Annotated in this window: 15 protein-coding genes; 12 read left to right on the top strand and 3 right to left on the bottom strand. The window is 59.5% G+C overall.

The genetic code is table 11. The features are described 5' to 3' along the window. Nucleotides 1-10: 10 nt before the first annotated feature. From Q8L89_00395 to Q8L89_00435, 9 genes are all read left to right on the top strand, one after another. Complete coding sequence (locus Q8L89_00395) at nt 11-832, top strand: ScpA family protein (protein ID MDP1707529.1); 822 nt, start codon at nt 11-13, stop codon at nt 830-832. Continuing rightward, nucleotides 829-1,470, top strand: a complete 642-nt coding sequence (scpB, locus tag Q8L89_00400) for an SMC-Scp complex subunit ScpB (protein MDP1707530.1) — start codon at nt 829-831, stop codon at nt 1,468-1,470. Before Q8L89_00395 ends, scpB begins: the two co-directional genes overlap by 4 nt. Next, the gene (gene rluB, locus Q8L89_00405) at nt 1,463-2,302 is read left to right on the top strand and encodes a 23S rRNA pseudouridine(2605) synthase RluB (protein ID MDP1707531.1); all 840 of its coding nucleotides are present in this window, start codon (nt 1,463-1,465) and stop codon (nt 2,300-2,302) included. The genes scpB and rluB overlap by 8 nt, the downstream gene beginning before the upstream one ends. Nucleotides 2,303-2,314: 12 nt before the next feature. After that, nucleotides 2,315-2,962, top strand: coding sequence for an endonuclease (locus tag Q8L89_00410; protein ID MDP1707532.1), 648 nt, complete (start codon nt 2,315-2,317; stop codon nt 2,960-2,962). Nucleotides 2,963-3,051: 89 nt separating this feature from the next. Beyond that, nucleotides 3,052-4,389, top strand: a complete 1,338-nt coding sequence (locus Q8L89_00415; GenBank protein MDP1707533.1) for an FAD-dependent oxidoreductase — start codon at nt 3,052-3,054, stop codon at nt 4,387-4,389. A gap of 303 nt (nt 4,390-4,692) precedes the next feature. Then, a complete protein-coding gene (locus Q8L89_00420; protein MDP1707534.1) occupies nt 4,693-4,884 on the top strand; it encodes a hypothetical protein in 192 nt (63 codons plus the stop codon). Then, nucleotides 4,881-5,774 (top strand): UTP--glucose-1-phosphate uridylyltransferase GalU, encoded by an 894-nt coding sequence (gene galU, locus Q8L89_00425; protein MDP1707535.1) that lies wholly within the window; start codon nt 4,881-4,883, stop codon nt 5,772-5,774. Before Q8L89_00420 ends, galU begins: the two co-directional genes overlap by 4 nt. Continuing rightward, nucleotides 5,771-6,880, top strand: a complete 1,110-nt coding sequence (gene hemH / locus Q8L89_00430) for a ferrochelatase (GenBank protein ID MDP1707536.1) — start codon at nt 5,771-5,773, stop codon at nt 6,878-6,880. Before galU ends, hemH begins: the two co-directional genes overlap by 4 nt. A gap of 180 nt (nt 6,881-7,060) precedes the next feature. Next, entirely contained in the window at nt 7,061-7,477 is a 417-nt protein-coding gene (locus Q8L89_00435) for a hypothetical protein (GenBank protein MDP1707537.1), read from the top strand. A 94-nt stretch (nt 7,478-7,571) separates the two neighbouring features. Here Q8L89_00435 and Q8L89_00440 read toward each other — a convergent pair whose 3' ends face one another. From Q8L89_00440 to mobA, 3 genes are read right to left on the bottom strand one after another with little or no spacing between them, the layout of a single operon-like run. Further along, entirely contained in the window at nt 7,572-8,795 is a 1,224-nt protein-coding gene (locus Q8L89_00440; protein ID MDP1707538.1) for a molybdopterin molybdotransferase MoeA, read from the bottom strand. Then, entirely contained in the window at nt 8,792-9,319 is a 528-nt protein-coding gene (mobB, locus tag Q8L89_00445) for a molybdopterin-guanine dinucleotide biosynthesis protein B (protein MDP1707539.1), read from the bottom strand. Before mobB ends, Q8L89_00440 begins: the two co-directional genes overlap by 4 nt. After that, nucleotides 9,313-9,999, bottom strand: a complete 687-nt coding sequence (gene mobA, locus Q8L89_00450) for a molybdenum cofactor guanylyltransferase MobA (protein ID MDP1707540.1) — start codon at nt 9,997-9,999, stop codon at nt 9,313-9,315. Before mobA ends, mobB begins: the two co-directional genes overlap by 7 nt. 193 nt (nt 10,000-10,192) lie before the next feature. Between mobA and nirB the strand changes: the two genes are divergently transcribed. Genes nirB through Q8L89_00465 form a run of 3 tightly spaced genes read left to right on the top strand, consistent with a single transcriptional unit; the run spans nt 10,193 to nt 15,697 of the window. After that, on the top strand, nt 10,193-12,634 hold the full coding sequence (nirB, locus tag Q8L89_00455) for a nitrite reductase large subunit NirB (GenBank protein ID MDP1707541.1): 2,442 nt from the start codon (nt 10,193-10,195) through the stop codon (nt 12,632-12,634). Then, nucleotides 12,634-12,972: a nitrite reductase small subunit NirD gene (gene nirD / locus Q8L89_00460; protein MDP1707542.1), complete on the top strand. Its 339-nt coding sequence runs from the start codon at nt 12,634-12,636 to the stop codon at nt 12,970-12,972. The genes nirB and nirD overlap by 1 nt, the downstream gene beginning before the upstream one ends. Continuing rightward, on the top strand, nt 12,965-15,697 hold the full coding sequence (locus Q8L89_00465) for a molybdopterin-dependent oxidoreductase (GenBank protein ID MDP1707543.1): 2,733 nt from the start codon (nt 12,965-12,967) through the stop codon (nt 15,695-15,697). Before nirD ends, Q8L89_00465 begins: the two co-directional genes overlap by 8 nt. Nucleotides 15,698-15,699 lie beyond the last annotated feature (2 nt).

The following is a 15,699-nucleotide window of genomic DNA, read 5'->3' on the forward strand; positions in this document are numbered from 1 at the left end:
GGGCATTTTGATGCAGATCGATACTCAAGGCAGCGTTGACGTGGTCCAGGCCGAACTGCCACTGGCGATCATCCAGGGCGCGCCGCTGACGCGCCTGCCACAAGACCTCTATATACCGCCAGACGCGCTGGAGATCATTCTTGAAACCACCTTCGAGGGCCCGCTGGACCTGCTGCTATACCTCATCAAGCGCCAGAACCTGGATATCCTCAATATTCCCATTGCACGCATCACCGAGCAATATATTGTATATGTGGATCTGATGCAGGGCCTGCGACTGGAGCTGGCGGCGGAATATCTGCTGATGGCCGCCATACTGGCCGAAATCAAGTCGCGCATGCTGCTGCCGCGTCCGCCCCAGATCACTGAAGAGGACGACCCGCGGGCGGAGTTGGTGCGCAGGCTACAGGAATACGAACGCTTCAAGCAGGCCTCAGATCAACTCGATGCGCGGCCCCAGCTGGGGCGCGACGTGTTTCATGCGCTGGCAGTAGTGACGCTGGCGCAACACACCCGGCCTCAGCCGACGGTAAACCTCGATGAGTTGCTGCACGCCTTCAGAGAGCTGATGCAGCGTGCCGTGATGTTTACCCATCACCACATCCAGCGTGAGCCACTGTCGGTGCGGGAGCGCATGTCGCAGGTGCTGAGCCAGTTGCGTGGAGACAGGTTTGTCGAATTCAGCACGCTGTTCAACATCAGCGATGGCCGCAGTGGCGTGGTGGTTACCTTTCTCGCCCTGCTCGAACTGGTCAAGGAGTCGCTGATCGATTTCACCCAGAATGAGGCATGGGCGCCCATTTACGTAAGGGCCGCAAGCACAAACCAATGAATACCAGTCAATTGAAAAATGTGATCGAGGCAGCGCTGTATGTGGCAGAAGAGCCGCTCAGCGTGGAACGGCTGTTAACGCTGTTCAACGACGAGGGGCGGCCATCACGCGAGCAGGTGGGTGAACTGCTGGGCATGCTGGGAGAGGAGTGTGCCACGCGGGGTGTCGAGCTGGTCGAGGTCGGCAGCGGCTACCGCTTTCAGGCCAGACAGGAGTTGAGTCCCTGGCTGGCACGGCTGTGGGAAGAGCGTCCGCAGCGCTATTCGCGTGCGCTGCTGGAAACACTATCCTTGATTGCCTACCGTCAGCCCATTACGCGCGGTGAAATTGAAGACGTGCGTGGAGTCGCAGTAAGTACCTCCATCATCAAGACACTGCTTGAACGCGAGTGGATACGGAGCATCGGCCATCGTGATGTGCCGGGAAAGCCCGTACTCTATGGTACGACGCGCCAGTTTCTGGACCACTTCAGCCTCACCAGCCTGGATCAGTTACCGCCATTGTCGGAAATCCATGCGCCGGATGCGGACATGTTCGCTATGCTGGAAAACGATCCGGCAGATACGCAGTCTGCGGATACAGGAGCTTCTGCTGGTGTGAGCGGCGAGGTGGCCAACGCAGCGTCCTCCGGTGAGTGAAAAACTGCAAAAGGTGCTGGCGCGTGCAGGTTATGCGTCGCGCAGGGAGATCGAGGCCTGGATCGAAGCGGGCCGCATCACCCTGAACGACGTGACTGCGACTGTGGGTGCTCGCGCAACACCGCAGGATAAAATCCTGATTGATGGTCAACCGGTGCCACAGCACCGGCTCAGTGGCGGGAAGTGCCGCGTGCTGGCCTACCACAAGCCCGTGGGCGAGATTTGTACCCGCGACGACCCGGAGCAGCGTACGACCGTCTTTACACAGCTGCCAGTGCTGCGTTCTGCGCGCTGGATTACCATCGGCCGCCTCGACATCAACACCTCCGGCCTGCTTCTGCTGACCACCGACGGCGAACTGGCCCATCGCCTCATGCACCCGTCACGTGAGATCGAGCGCGAGTATGCCGTGCGGGTACTGGGCGAGGTCGATGCCGACATGCTGCAGCGCCTGCAGCGTGGCGTCATGCTGGAAGATGGCATGGCGCATTTCACCAGCATCGTCGATGCCGGTGGAGAAGGTGCCAATCACTGGTACCACGTGGTGCTGAAAGAGGGCCGCAAACACGAAGTGAGGCGTCTATGGGAGTCGCAGGGTCTCAAGGTAAGTCGGCTCACCCGGGTGCGCTATGGCGACATTCTGCTTGCACGCAGCCTGCGGCGTGGACAGCACAAGGATCTGACGCCTGAAGAAATAAACAGCCTGCGTGAGCTCGCCGGACTGGAGATTGAGCCGATAGTGCGGGTTGCTGAAAAACCGCGCAGCGGACAGCGCCAAAGGCCGCAACAACCAGGTGCAGCGCACGCGAGACACCGATCTCGCGGCGGATAATGCCTGATACAGATGCGGCTGCAGACACTCTATCGCAGTCTCTATCGGCAGCACGGCGCGCAGCACTGGTGGCCGGGTGAGACGCCGTTTGAGGTGATGGTGGGTGCGGTACTGACACAGAATACCGCATGGCGCAATGTGGAGCGGGCCATTGCCAATCTGCGTGCGGTTCAACTGCTCAGCCCCACGGCCATAACCGGCACGCCGCACGCGCGGCTGGCACAGCTGCTTCGGCCCTCGGGTTACTTCAACGTCAAGGCGCGCCGCCTGCACAGCTATTGCCGCTGGTATAACGAGCAGGGCGGCTTCGATGCGCTGACCCGCCTGGATACAGCGCGCTTGCGCACAGCCCTGCTGGCGGTACACGGCATTGGTCCCGAGACAGCGGATGACATCCTGCTGTATGCCTTTCAGCGCCCCGTGTTCGTGGTGGATGCCTATACGCGTCGTTTGCTCAGCCGGCTGGCGTTAATCCAGGGCAACGAGAGCTATGAAACCCTGCGCGCCACCATAGAAGGGCAGCTGGGCAGGGCTGACCGGCTGGCGCTGTTCAACGAATTCCATGCCTTGATTGTCATGCACGCGAAACACGTGTGTAAACCACGTCCTGCATGCACGCACTGTTGTGTTGCGCGCCGCTGTCCTGCTGCAACATCATGACAACATTGTTTCCTCTTTTCATAAAGACCGGCTTGGTATAGGCTACTGCACAGCGCATCACCCTTTCATCTGCCGCGAGAGAGTCAGCCATGAGCAAGATATCACGACGCGATTTTGTAAAATTGACGGGTGCTGCAATAGCTGCGGTGGGAATGGGTGGTCACGCAGCACAGGTAGAAGCGGCCCCGAAATCGGCCGCCGTGGTGCGCACCAAGGCCTATCTGCCAAAACCCAAAGGCCCGCGGGTAGTGGTAATCGGTGCGGGTACCGCCGGGTTAACCATAGCCAAATATCTCAAAAAGGAAAATGCCAAGCTGGATGTCGTGGTGGTGGAAAAACGTGCGATGTACAGCTCCTGTTTTTCCAGCAATCTGTGGTATTCGGGCGTCATCAATCTTGAGTTTCTCGCCGGGCACAGCTTTCTCGACGCGGCCAGAAATGGCGGCTACATCTTTTTCAGTGCCACCTGTACCGGCGTGGATCGCAGCGCGCGCAAGGTATACACCGACCAGGGCGAGATCAGCTACGATTATCTGGTGCTGGCGCCTGGCATAGATTACGACTACACTCGTATTGGCATCAAGGATCCGGAAACCGAATATCGCCTGCGTACCGAGCATCCGGCAGGCTGGATGATGGGTACCGAACACGTTTCGATCAAACACAAGATCGAAACCTTCAAGGGCGGGATTTTTGTGCAGACCGTGCCCAGCGGAAACTTCCGCTGCAAGCCCGCGCCGTATGAGCGTGCCTGCATGATTGCGTCTTACTTCAAACAGCACAAGATCAAGGGTAAGGTGCTGTTGCTGGATCACAATCCCGATATCGCAGTCAAGAAAGCAGGCTTCCGCGCTGCGTTTGATGACCTGTACAAGGGCTATATAGACTATGTTCCTTCGGTCAATATCACCGGCGTGAATGCGGACACGAAAACCATTGAAACCGAATTTGACTCCTACCCGTTTGATGCGGCGGCGATTTACCCCGGGGTGCGTGCCTCCATGCTGATTGAGGTAGCAGGCCTGGTAGATCCCAAGAGCCCGCAAAAGGAAGCGAACATTGATGTGCTGAAATACCACGTGCCGGGTGACCCGCGCGTGTACGTGGCTGGCGACAGCCGGCCGATGGGTTTCCCCAAGAGTGCGCATCTCGCCAACAGTGAAGGCAAATACGTGGCCAAGGTCATTGCCGCGCATGAAGCAGGCAAGGTGATTGACTGGGCCAGCCCTGCCAGCGTGTGCTACTCGCTGGTGAATACCGAACCGAACGAGGCGATCAGTATGTGGGTGAGCTACAATTACGATGAGGCTACCAAGGCCTTCAGCCCGGCCAAGGACAGTACCGGCACGGATGAATCGCGCGACCCTGCCAAGGGCGGAGCCGCGCTTGATTGGGCGCAGACGTTGTACGCTGACATGTTTACCTGAGGAGTGGATGTTATGGATTTGACCTGGATAATGTTTGGTGTACTTGGGCTGGTGCTGTTTCTTGCCTTCCTGGTTTCGGTATTATTTCCGGGCAAACAATAACGCAAGCCCACCCTGTCTGCGAGCGGCAGGCGACGGTGTGACTCGCACCACGCGCCCCGCTCACTGCCGGATGACTGTTGCAGCTGTTTTTGCGCCCTGCTTACCGTATGGATGTGCGGCAATGCGCTGCGACGGGGCTGGCCTGATGCCCTTAGCGCATACTGGATTAGGTAACGCCATGCCATCTGCAGGAGCATCCAAATGATTTTGACGGCCTTGAGACGGTGCGTTGCAGCCCTGCTGCATGGTCTGCCGGATAAAGAGGGGCGGGCATGTGTCGGCCCTGGTCAGCGTGAACTGCGCCAGCCGATCCGGTGCCGGATAGCGGAACTGCACGCAACGCTGCCGCGAGACCGCTTTAACGCGATCACATTTGACATCGCCAAGGCATGAGCGTGCAGGTTACCAAGGCAGTCTTTCCTGTTGCCGGCTTGGGCAGCCGCTTTCTTCCCGCCACCAAGGCAAACCCCAAAGAGATGTTGCCTATCGTTGACAAGCCCTTGATCCAATATGCCGTGGAAGAGGCGGCAGCGGCAGGCATCACCCAGATGATTTTTGTCACCAGCAGCAACAAACGGGCGATCGAAGACCATTTCGATCACTCCTATGAACTGGAACAGGAGCTGGAAAAGCGCGGTAATACCGAGCTGCTCAAGGTGGTGCGCGACATTCTTCCCAAAGGCGTGTCCTGCGCCTATGTACGCCAGCCACAGGCCCTGGGCCTGGGGCACGCCGTATGGTGTGCGAAGGAAATCGTCGGCGCGCAACCCTTCGCCGTCGTACTGGCCGATGACCTGATTGATGGTGGTGATCACGGTTGTCTTACGCAAATGACGCAACAGTACCGTAAACACGCCTGCTCCATGGTTGCGGTGGAAGAGGTTCCGGCTTCGGACACAGACAAATACGGCATAGTGAATGTTGATGCCATTGAACCAGGGCTGGGGCGTGTTACCGCGATCGTGGAGAAACCCGCAGCCGCCCATGCACGTTCGACGCTGGCGGTGGTAGGCCGTTATATCCTGTCACCCCAGATTTTCAGTCTGCTGGAGTCCCAGAACGACGGTGCCCAGGGTGAAATTCAGCTGACGGATGCCATCGCCAGACTGCTGCAAACAGAACAGGTGTTGGCCTACCAGTTTACGGGTAAGCGCTATGACTGCGGCAGCAAGCTGGGCTATCTGGAAGCCACGGTAGCCTATGGCCTGCGCCATCCACAACTGGGCAAGGAATTCAGCGCCTGTCTGAACGACTACTGCGCCAATCCCAAGGCAGCATCATGATGTTTCAGGGCAGTGAAAACTACGCACATGGTGTGCAGTCGGGTGTCGGGATACTACTGACCAATCTTGGCACGCCTGATGCGCCTACACCGGCGGCCCTGCGCCGCTACCTGGCGGAGTTTCTGTGGGATCCACGGATAGTGGAGATGAATCGCGCCCTGTGGTGGTGTGTGCTGCACGGCGTGATTTTGCGCATCCGCCCAGCACGTTCGGCGCATGCCTATCAGAAAATATGGACGCCACAGGGATCACCCTTGCTGGCGATAGCCCGTCGTCAGGCAGAAGCCCTGCAGGCAACGTTGCGGCAGCGATTGCCCGGTCCGGTGACGGTTGCCCTGGGTATGCGTTACGGCAATCCCTCAATCGCTTCCGCCTTGCAGCAGCTGCGCGAGCAGAATGTTCGCCACATACTGCTGCTGCCACTCTACCCTCAATATTCGGCATCAACCACGGCCTCCACATTCGATGCCGTCAGTGACGAGCTGAAGCGCTGGCGCTGGCTCCCCGAGCTGCGCATGATCAGTCATTATCACGATGATGCCGGCTATATTGATGCGGTGGCGAACAGCATCCGGCAGGCATGGCGACAGCGCCCGCCCGGGGAGCGGCTGTTGTTTTCGTTTCATGGCATTCCCAAACGTTTTTTCACGCAAGGGGATCCCTATCACTGTGAGTGCCTGAAAACTGCCCGTCTTGTTGCGGCAAGACTGCAGCTCTCCACGGAACGCTGGCAAGTCGCTTTCCAGTCCCGCTTTGGTCGCGAGGAGTGGTTGCAGCCTTATGCCGATCACACACTGCGGCAGTGGGCGTCAGAGGGTGTGGCCAGTGTCGATGTTGTGTGCCCCGGCTTCTCGGCTGACTGTCTGGAAACGCTGGAAGAGGTGGCGATGGTCAACCGTGATATTTTTCTTGGCGCGGGCGGACGGGAATACCACTATATTCCTGCCTTGAATGACAATCCGGCGCACATTGCCGCCCTCTGCGATCTGGCGCAAAGACATATGCAAGGCTGGCCTGAAGCCGATGCAGGTTGGCAGCCCGAACAGTCAGCGATTGAGAACGAAGAGAGTCGTCAGCGCGCACTTACATTTGGCGCAGTGCGCTGAAATAATTTTAGCGCACTATCCGGCATATTCAGCGCACTGAAATATGTGCCCGCCGAGTGGTGAGATGATACTCACCCTGACCCACGCTAACGTCACCGTAAAATAAACTTGATTGCACTCATAACATTTGTGTTTATAATGTAAATTGCTCTTAACTTATTGGAGGGAGTTAACACCATCATGGCTAAAGCAAAAAAGACAGCAGCTAAGAAAACGAAAGCTAAGAAAGCAGCAACCAAAGCCAAGAAGAAAGTAGTGAAGAGGCGCGGACGCCCAACCGCCAAGAAGAAGACAACAGTGAAGGCTGCGCGCGCCAAACTCAAGGCCGCCAAGCTGAAGCTTGAGAAGCGGATAGCCGCCAAGAAGCGGGCCGCCGAAGTAAAGGCCAAAAAGGCCGAGCGTCGTGCCAAACAAGTAGCCGCCAAGGCCGCTGCGCGCATCAAGGCCGCCAAGGCCAAGGCCGTAGCCGCCTTCGCCAGCAAATGGGAGCGTGCCTACGCCAAAAAACAGGCCGCAGCCCGTCGTGCCGCCCGCCGTGCAGCCGCCAAGCGCAGAAAAATGGCGCGTGCTGCCCGCCGCGCTGCCCGCCTCGGCTAAGCTCAGCGCGATCCAGTCCGGCCACGGAGGTGTGTCGGACTCGACCTGAAGCAGACAACATCGGGCCGGAACAGCGGCCCGGTGACGTCGGGGCTTATATCAGTCCTGCAAAGGGCTGTACATCTACCTGTTCGCCGGCCTGAACAGTGCCGCGATCTGCCGGCAGAACAATATAGCAGTTGGCCTTGCTCATGGACGTGAGTATGCCGGAGCCTTGCTCGCCGGTACTGCGCACCCGCAGCTGTCCGTCCTCCCGAGTATCGACGATGCCCCGCTGAAAATCAGTGCGGCCCGGACCCTTTTTCAGGGTTTCGGTGCAGATGGCCTTCAGCAGCAATGGCGTGGTAACAACTTCACCCGCAATACGGCGCAGTGCTGGCTGTACAAACTGATAAAACGTCGTCATGGCAGAAACCGGGTTGCCGGGCAGGCCGAAAAACAGTGCTGCACCGACCCGGCCAAAGGCCAGCGGCTTGCCGGGCTTCATGGCGATTTTCCAGAAGTCGACTTGCCCCAACTCCTCCAGACAGTCCTTGATAAAGTCCGTATCACCTACGGAAGCGCCGCCCGTGCTGATGACTACATCAGCCCTCCCTGCCGCCTCCAGCAGGGCATTTTTCACCAAACTGCGCTGATCGCGCACGGTACCCAGGTCGTGCACTTCCACCTCCAGGCGCTGCAACATCGCGCGCAGGGCAGGGCGGTTGCTGTCATAGATATCACCTTGGCCAAGCACCTCGCCGGGTGCGCGTAGCTCGTCACCGGTAGAGAAAAAAGCAACGCGCGGGCGACGCAGCACGGTGACATGGCTAATGCCGAGGGAAGCCAGCAAGCCGATATCGGCAGGCGTTATACGTCTGCCCGCCTGCATGACCGTCTGACCCCGTGCGATGTCCTCACCGGCCAGTCGTACGTTCTGGCCGGGTACATGTCCTGCCCCGACTTGCACCATGTCGCCGTGACACTCGACCTGCTCCTGCATGATGACCGTATCCGTGCCTGCGGGCAGTACTGCGCCTGTCATGATGCGTATGCATTGACCCGGGAGTACGCTGTTGCCGGTATAGGGTTTACCGGCATAGGCGATACCCGCCAATACCAGGTCAGATGTTTCTGAGGCGGGCAGGTCGGCGGCGCTGAGGGCGTAACCATCCATAGCCGAGTTGGCGCTGGGGGGTACATCGAGCGCAGAACACACCTCGACGGCCACCCGTCCGAGGACATTGGCCAGCGGGAGTGTCTCCTGTTGCGTGAGTGGCGTGATGGCACTGAGTATGTGCAGGCGTGCGTCATCGACGCTGAGTAAACTGTGTTTCATCGTAGTTGATCCAGTGTAGCCAGTACAAAACCTGCCATTTCCTGCACATTATCAATGTCGAGCAGGGCAAGGGTAAGGGGTGCGAGTGTTGCATCGTCGGTGGCCAGTGCGATGATGCTGGTGTCATGTGGATAGAGCAGGGGCTGACCCATGGCCTGCCGGTGCAGCTCGATCTTGGGGTAGGGCGTGTGTTTGAAACCCTCAACCAGTACCAGATCGAGGCTGTCATGCTTCAGCGCCTGCAGCAACTCAGTCAGTACCGGCTCCTTGTCCGTTGCATGTTCGGTGATGAGTGCGGTGCGCTGACGTGAGGCCACCAGCATCTGGCGGGCGCCGGCCTTGCGCAGTTCATAGCTGTCCTTGCCGGGGATGTCCGTATCAAAGGCATGATGGGCATGCTTGATAACGCCAACACGCAAGCCGTGCCCTTTCAGCAAGGGCAGCAAGCGCGTCAGCAGGGTGGTCTTGCCGGTACCACTGGGCGCGACAAAGCCCAATACAGGAGTATTGCCTGCCTTCAGCATGCGATGGGGGTGTTGCAGCTCAACTCCAGTCTGCGACAATCATCGGGCGTGTTCAGGTTCACGAAGGCCTCTGGCTGATCTGAAAAATCGGCAAGGGCCGGGTTGTGACGCAGCAGCCAATCCATCACTTTTCTATGTCCGGCATCCAGATACTGGCATAAATCTGCTCTCAATGCGCGATGCAGCAGGGTAATAACGGGTTGCGGACGCACACCGTCGTGCGCGACGCACACGGCGGCCTGTTGCTGCCGTGCCGTCGTGATCATGCGCTGGACCAGGTCGCGCGGCAGGCAGGGTGTGTCGCACGGTACGCTGAGGAGGTATTCGGTTGTCGTGCAGCAAAGGGCGCGGTAGATGCCGGCCAGTGGCCCTTGTGCACCTGACCTTGCATCGCTGACGACCTGCACGCCGTAGGTCGCGTAGTGTGCGAGATTGCGGTTGGCACTGATCACGATATCATCGGTCTGCCCACGCAGGGTGATCAGCAGGTGCTCGATCAATGGTCTTCCCGCGACAGCAAGCAGCCCTTTATCAATCCCGTGCATGCGCCGCGCCTGTCCGCCAGCGAGAATAACAGCAGTCACAGTCATGGGCCGTGTGTCAGGGCGATGGGTATCCACACGCCGCACTATAGCAAATGCCGTACCACGCGAAAAATCCGCATCCGTACGGGCTGTCATCGTCACATTGTGTGCAGATATGCACCAATAGTGTGAGCGGCGCAGCACGGTTGTATACATTTGGTGCATATTTCCCGCCACAGACCTCGCGCAATCATGAAAACACCAGTAATAACATTGAGATGCAGCGATAAATCACTGTTGGCCTGCAACTTGCTGAACAGGGCTTAACTGTGTTCAAGGTGCTGTAATGATGAAGAAAGAAAAACTGGTGTTGATCGGTAATGGCATGGCGGGGGTGCGCACGCTGGAAGAGATGCTCAAGCTCGCGCCGGACAAATATGAAATCAGCGTATTTGGGGCCGAGCCCTACGGCAACTATAACCGCATTCTGCTTTCCCCCGTGCTGGCCGGAGAGAAAACCCTGCCTGAGATCATGCTGAACGATCGGCCATGGTATGCGGAGCACGGCATTACCCTGCATGCAGGAAAAAATGTGGTGGAGATAGACCGCAGCAAGCATCGGGTACGTGCCGCCGATGGCACGACAGCACAGTATGACCGCTTGCTGCTCGCCACCGGCTCCAATCCGTTCATGATTCCGGTGCCGGGGCATGACCTGCCCGGTGTCGTGACCTTTCGCGATATCCACGATGTAGAGTTGATGACCGCTGCGGCAAAAGACTATCAGCATGCGGTGGTCATAGGTGGCGGACTGCTCGGTCTGGAAGCCGCCAACGGGCTGATGCGCCAGGGCATGAGTGTGACCGTGGTGCATATCAACGACACGCTGATGGAGCGGCAGCTGGACAGGAACGCCGGGTTGTTGCTGCGCAAGTCGCTGGAGCAGCGCGGTATGCACTTCCACATGCCTGCCCAAACCGTTGAGATCATGGGTGAGGAACGGGTGCGTGGGGTGCGCTTCAAGGATGGCAGCGAATTGTATGCCGATCTGGTCGTGATGGCCGTGGGCATCCGGCCCAATATTGAACTGGCGCAGAAATCCGGCATTTACTGCGAACGCGGCATTGTGGTGAATGACACCCTGCAAACCTATGACCCGGCAGTGTATGCCGTAGGCGAGTGTGTGCAGCACCGCGGTCAGAGCTACGGGCTGGTCGCACCCCTGTTTGAGCAGGCCAAGGTGTGCGCCAATCACCTCGCCCATCTCGGCTATGCGCGTTACGAAGGTTCGGTCACCTCCACCAAACTCAAGGTGACAGGCATCGATTTATTCTCCGCCGGCGACTTTACCGGCGACGAGCACAGTGAGGAGATCGTGCTCAAGGACGCCTCGCAGGGCACCTACAAGAAAGTAGTGGTACGTGATAACCGCATCCAGGGCGCCGTCATGTACGGCGACACCGTCGATGGCGCCTGGTATTTCCAGCTCATGCGCGACGGCACCGACATCGGTGCCTTCCGTGATCAGCTCATGTTTGGCCAGGCCCATCTCGGTGACGCGGGCCATGGCGGCCAGAACAAGGCCGCGGCCATGAGTGATGCCATGGAGGTCTGCGGTTGCAACGGCGTCTGCAAGGGCACCATCGTCAAGGCCATCAGCGAAAAGGGATTGTTCACGCTGGAAGAGGTGCGCGCCCACACCAAGGCCTCATCCTCCTGCGGCTCCTGCACCGGCCTGGTCGAGCAGATCATGGCCTCGGTGCTGGGCGGTGGCTACAGCGCAGCGCCCAAGGAAAAGCCGTTGTGCAAGTGCACGGAACATACCCATGATGAGGTGCGGGCTGTTATCCGCGAGCAACACCTGCTCAACATCAATGCGGTGATGCGCTACTTTGAGTGGGGCACGCCGGATGGCTGTCACCAGTGTCGCCCGGCGCTCAATTATTACCTGCTATGTGCCTGGCCGGCGGAATACCAGGACGATCCACAGTCGCGTTTCATCAACGAGCGCGTACACGCCAATATCCAGAAAGACGGTACCTATTCCGTGGTGCCACGCATGTGGGGGGGTGTGACTACGTCGAATGAGTTGCGCACCATCGCTGATGTGGTCGACAAGTTCAAGATACCCACCGTCAAGGTCACCGGTGGTCAGCGCATCGATTTGCTGGGGGTGAAAAAGGAAGACCTGCCCGCCGTTTGGGGCGATCTCAACAAGGGCGGCCTGGTCTCCGGCCATGCCTATGGCAAGGCGCTGCGCACCGTCAAAACCTGTGTCGGCAAGGAGTGGTGCCGTTTCGGCACCCAGGACTCGACCGCCATGGGCGTGCGTCTGGAGCACCGTACCTGGGGTTCGTGGATGCCGCACAAATTCAAGATGGCGGTGTCGGGTTGTCCGCGCAACTGTGCCGAGGCCACGATCAAGGATTTTGGCATCGTCGCTGTTGACTCCGGTTGGGAGCTGCACGTCGGTGGTAATGGCGGCGTGAAGATACGGCCGACCGATTTGCTGTGCAAGGTGGTGACAGAAGACGAGGTCGAGGAATACTGCTGTGCCTTTATCCAGCTTTACCGCGAAGAGGCGCGTTATCTCGATCGCACCGCACCGTGGATCGAGCGTGTCGGTCTCGCCTATGTCAAACAGCGCGTAGTAGAGGATGGCGAGGGCCGCAAGCATTTGTATCAGCGCTTTATCGAGTCACAGAAATATGCCCAGGTCGATCCGTGGGCCGAACGCGCACAAGGTGAGGCCGACCGCCACGAATACATCCCGCTGAAGCAGGTGGTGTGATGCCTGCCTCCAGCATTGCTGAACCACAGTGGATCGAAGTCGGGCAACTCGACGACATTCCGCGCCGGGGTTCGCGGGTCATACGCACCGTGCAGGGCGATATCGCACTGTTTCGTACCGCCGGCGATCAGGTGTTTGCCTTGCGCGATGCCTGTCCACACAAAGGTGGCCCGCTGTCGCAGGGTATTGTGCATGGCACCCGCGTCACCTGCCCGTTGCACAACTGGATCATTGATCTGAACGACGGTACCGCCGCTGCCCCGGATCAAGGCCAGACCGCCTGCTACCCGGTCAAGGTCGAACACAGCATGATCAGCATAGCGTTGCAGCATGCCTGAGCGTGCCACCCAGGCGCGCAGCGTCAAAACCACCTGCCCGTACTGTGGCGTGGGTTGTGGCATCGTGGCCAGCACTATGGCGCCGGATGACGTACACATCAGTGGTGACACGGCTCACCCCGCCAACAAGGGGCGGTTGTGCTCCAAGGGTGCGGCGCTGGGCGAGACGCTGGCGCTGGACGATCGGCTGCTGTACCCGGAGGTGGAGGGAAAACGCTGTTCCTGGGGTACGGCATTCAATGTCGTTGCGCAGCAGTTTCTGCGCGTCATTGCCGAGCATGGTCCCGATGCCGTGGCGTTTTATGTCTCCGGCCAACTGCTGACCGAAGATTATTACGTCGCCAACAAATTGATGAAGGGTTTTATCGGCTCCGCCAACATCGACACCAACTCACGCTTGTGCATGGCCTCCAGCGTTGCCGGTCACAAGCGCGCCTTCGGCAGCGACAGCGTGCCGGGTTGCTACGAAGATCTGGAGCAGGCCGAGCTGATCGTGCTGGTGGGATCCAATGCCGCCTGGTGTCATCCGGTATTGTTTCAGCGCGCAACGGCCGCCGGATGCGAACATCCGGCGCCGAAAATAATTGTCATCGACCCCCGCCGCACAGCAACCTGTGACGGCGCCGCTCTGCATCTTGCAGTAAAGCCCGGCACCGACGCGGTGTTGTTCAATGGCCTGCTGCAGTATTTGCATGCGCACGGCCATGCCCGCAGCGATTACCTGCAAGCGCATACCGAGGGTGTCGAGCCCGCGCTGCAAGCGGCGCGCGACAGTGCCGGGGATGCGGCCACCGTAGCGGAAAAATGCAATCTGGACCGCGCTGACGTCACGTGCTTTTTTGAGCTGTTTGCGAACACCGAAAAGGCAGTCACCGTCTATTCCCAGGGCATTAACCAGTCCTCCAGCGGCACCGACAAGGTCAACGCCATCATCAACTGCCATCTCCTGACCGGCCGCATCGGCCGGCCGGGCATGGGGCCACTGTCCTTCACCGGTCAGCCCAACGCCATGGGCGGGCGCGAGGTTGGCGGTCTGGCCAATCAGTTGGCGGCACACATGGAGCTGGAAAACCCCGTGCACCGTGAGCGGGTACAGCGCTTCTGGAATGCCCCGCGCATGGCAGCCCGGCCCGGCTTGAAAGCAGTAGACATGTTTCGTGCCGTGGGCGAGGGGCGCATCAAGGCCATCTGGATCATGGCCACCAACCCGGTGGACAGCATGCCGGATGCCGACGCGGTGCGGGAGGCGCTCAAGCGCTGCGAGCTGGTGGTGGTGTCCGATTGTGTACGCCATACCGACACCACCGCGCTGGCGCATGTGTTGTTGCCCGCCCTGGCCTGGGGGGAAAAAGACGGTACCGTGACCAACTCGGAACGACGCATCTCGCGGCAACGCGCATTTCTGCCTGCACCCGGCGAGGCCAGGCCCGACTGGTGGATCATCAGTGAGGTCGCCAGGCGCCTGGGTTATCACGAGGCGTTTCGCTACAACCACAGCGCCGATGTGTTTTTTGAGCACGCCGCCTTGTCGGGGTTTGAGAACGACGGCGAACGCACCTTTGATATTTCCGGCCTGCACTTCAGTACGGTCTCGGCCTACGACGCCCTGCAACCGATACAGTGGCCGGTCGTGCGCACAGACGATGGCAGGATACAAGGCACCGCCCGCCTGTTCGGTGAGGGCCGCTTCGCTACCCCTAACCAAAAGGCCCGTTTTATTGCGGTTCTGCCGCGCCCGCCACAGGTTGCCACGAACGACGAGTTCCCGCTGGTGCTGAACACCGGTCGCGTGCGCGATCACTGGCACACCCTGACCCGCACCGGTAAATCCCCCCGGTTGTCGAACCACAGCTACGAACCCTGTGCCGAACTGCATCCGGACGATGCGGCAGCCCTCGGTGTGCAACACAACGCGCTGACCCGGATCACCAGTGGCCGGGGCGAGGTGGTGGTGCGGGCCGTACTCACACCCACACAGCAAAAAGGCAGTGTCTTCGTGCCCATGCACTGGACCGATCAGTTTGCCCGCCAGGCGCGGATCGATACGCTGGTGAATCCGGTCGTGGATCCGATCTCGGGCCAGCCCGAGTCCAAACATACCCCGGTGCGTGCCACTCCTTACCGCCCGGCGTGGCACGGCTTTCTGTTGTCCCGCCGCGAACTGCCGGTCAACGACGCCCGTTATTGGGTGCGGGCGCGCGGGCAGGGGCTGTGGCGTTATGAACTGGCCGGTGAGCAGCTGCCGCCAGACTGGTCGGTGTGGGCGCGTGACGTGTTGTGCATGCCCAAGGATCACGCCGACGACAAGGTGGAATGGATCGACTATCTCGACAGTGGCGCACAGCGCTACCGCGGGGCACGCCTGCTCAATCGTCGTATTGAGAGCTGTCTGTTTGTGGCGCCGACACCCGAGCTGCCTTCGCGCTCATGGCTGATGGGCCTGTTTGCACAAACAGACGAACTCTCGGCGCAGGAGCGCAGCAATCTGCTGGCCGCACGCGCCACGCTGGCCGAAGACACCGGGCCGATCGTGTGTGCCTGCTTCAGTGTCGGACGCAATACCCTGCTGCAGGCCATCCAGAACGAAGGCCTGCGCACCGCCGAAGCGATTGGAAACAGGCTCAAGGCGGGTACCAATTGCGGTTCGTGCATCCCGGAGCTGAAAGCCCTGATTGCACAGACTGGCAACAACCCTGTTGTTTCACCATCATCCATGGAGTTGTAACG

The sequence above is a fragment of the Gammaproteobacteria bacterium genome (genome assembly GCA_030680605.1).
Lineage (GTDB): Bacteria > Pseudomonadota > Gammaproteobacteria > SURF-13 > SURF-13 > JAQBXX01.

What these genes read in the sequence shown, in the direction of transcription:
- Q8L89_00395 (MDP1707529.1), top strand. Translation starts at nt 11, where the DNA reads ATGCAGATCGATACTCAAGGCAGCGTTGACGTGGTCCAGGCCGAACTG.
- scpB (MDP1707530.1), top strand. Translation starts at nt 829, where the DNA reads ATGAATACCAGTCAATTGAAAAATGTGATCGAGGCAGCGCTGTATGTG.
- Q8L89_00410 (MDP1707532.1), top strand. Translation starts at nt 2,315, where the DNA reads ATGCGGCTGCAGACACTCTATCGCAGTCTCTATCGGCAGCACGGCGCG.
- Q8L89_00415 (MDP1707533.1), top strand. Translation starts at nt 3,052, where the DNA reads ATGAGCAAGATATCACGACGCGATTTTGTAAAATTGACGGGTGCTGCA.
- Q8L89_00420 (MDP1707534.1), top strand. Translation starts at nt 4,693, where the DNA reads ATGATTTTGACGGCCTTGAGACGGTGCGTTGCAGCCCTGCTGCATGGT.
- galU (MDP1707535.1), top strand. Translation starts at nt 4,881, where the DNA reads ATGAGCGTGCAGGTTACCAAGGCAGTCTTTCCTGTTGCCGGCTTGGGC.
- hemH (MDP1707536.1), top strand. Translation starts at nt 5,771, where the DNA reads ATGATGTTTCAGGGCAGTGAAAACTACGCACATGGTGTGCAGTCGGGT.
- Q8L89_00435 (MDP1707537.1), top strand. Translation starts at nt 7,061, where the DNA reads ATGGCTAAAGCAAAAAAGACAGCAGCTAAGAAAACGAAAGCTAAGAAA.
- Q8L89_00440 (MDP1707538.1), bottom strand. Translation starts at nt 8,795, where the DNA reads ATGAAACACAGTTTACTCAGCGTCGATGACGCACGCCTGCACATACTC.
- mobB (MDP1707539.1), bottom strand. Translation starts at nt 9,319, where the DNA reads ATGCTGAAGGCAGGCAATACTCCTGTATTGGGCTTTGTCGCGCCCAGT.
- mobA (MDP1707540.1), bottom strand. Translation starts at nt 9,999, where the DNA reads ATGACAGCCCGTACGGATGCGGATTTTTCGCGTGGTACGGCATTTGCT.
- nirB (MDP1707541.1), top strand. Translation starts at nt 10,193, where the DNA reads ATGAAGAAAGAAAAACTGGTGTTGATCGGTAATGGCATGGCGGGGGTG.
- nirD (MDP1707542.1), top strand. Translation starts at nt 12,634, where the DNA reads ATGCCTGCCTCCAGCATTGCTGAACCACAGTGGATCGAAGTCGGGCAA.
- Q8L89_00465 (MDP1707543.1), top strand. Translation starts at nt 12,965, where the DNA reads ATGCCTGAGCGTGCCACCCAGGCGCGCAGCGTCAAAACCACCTGCCCG.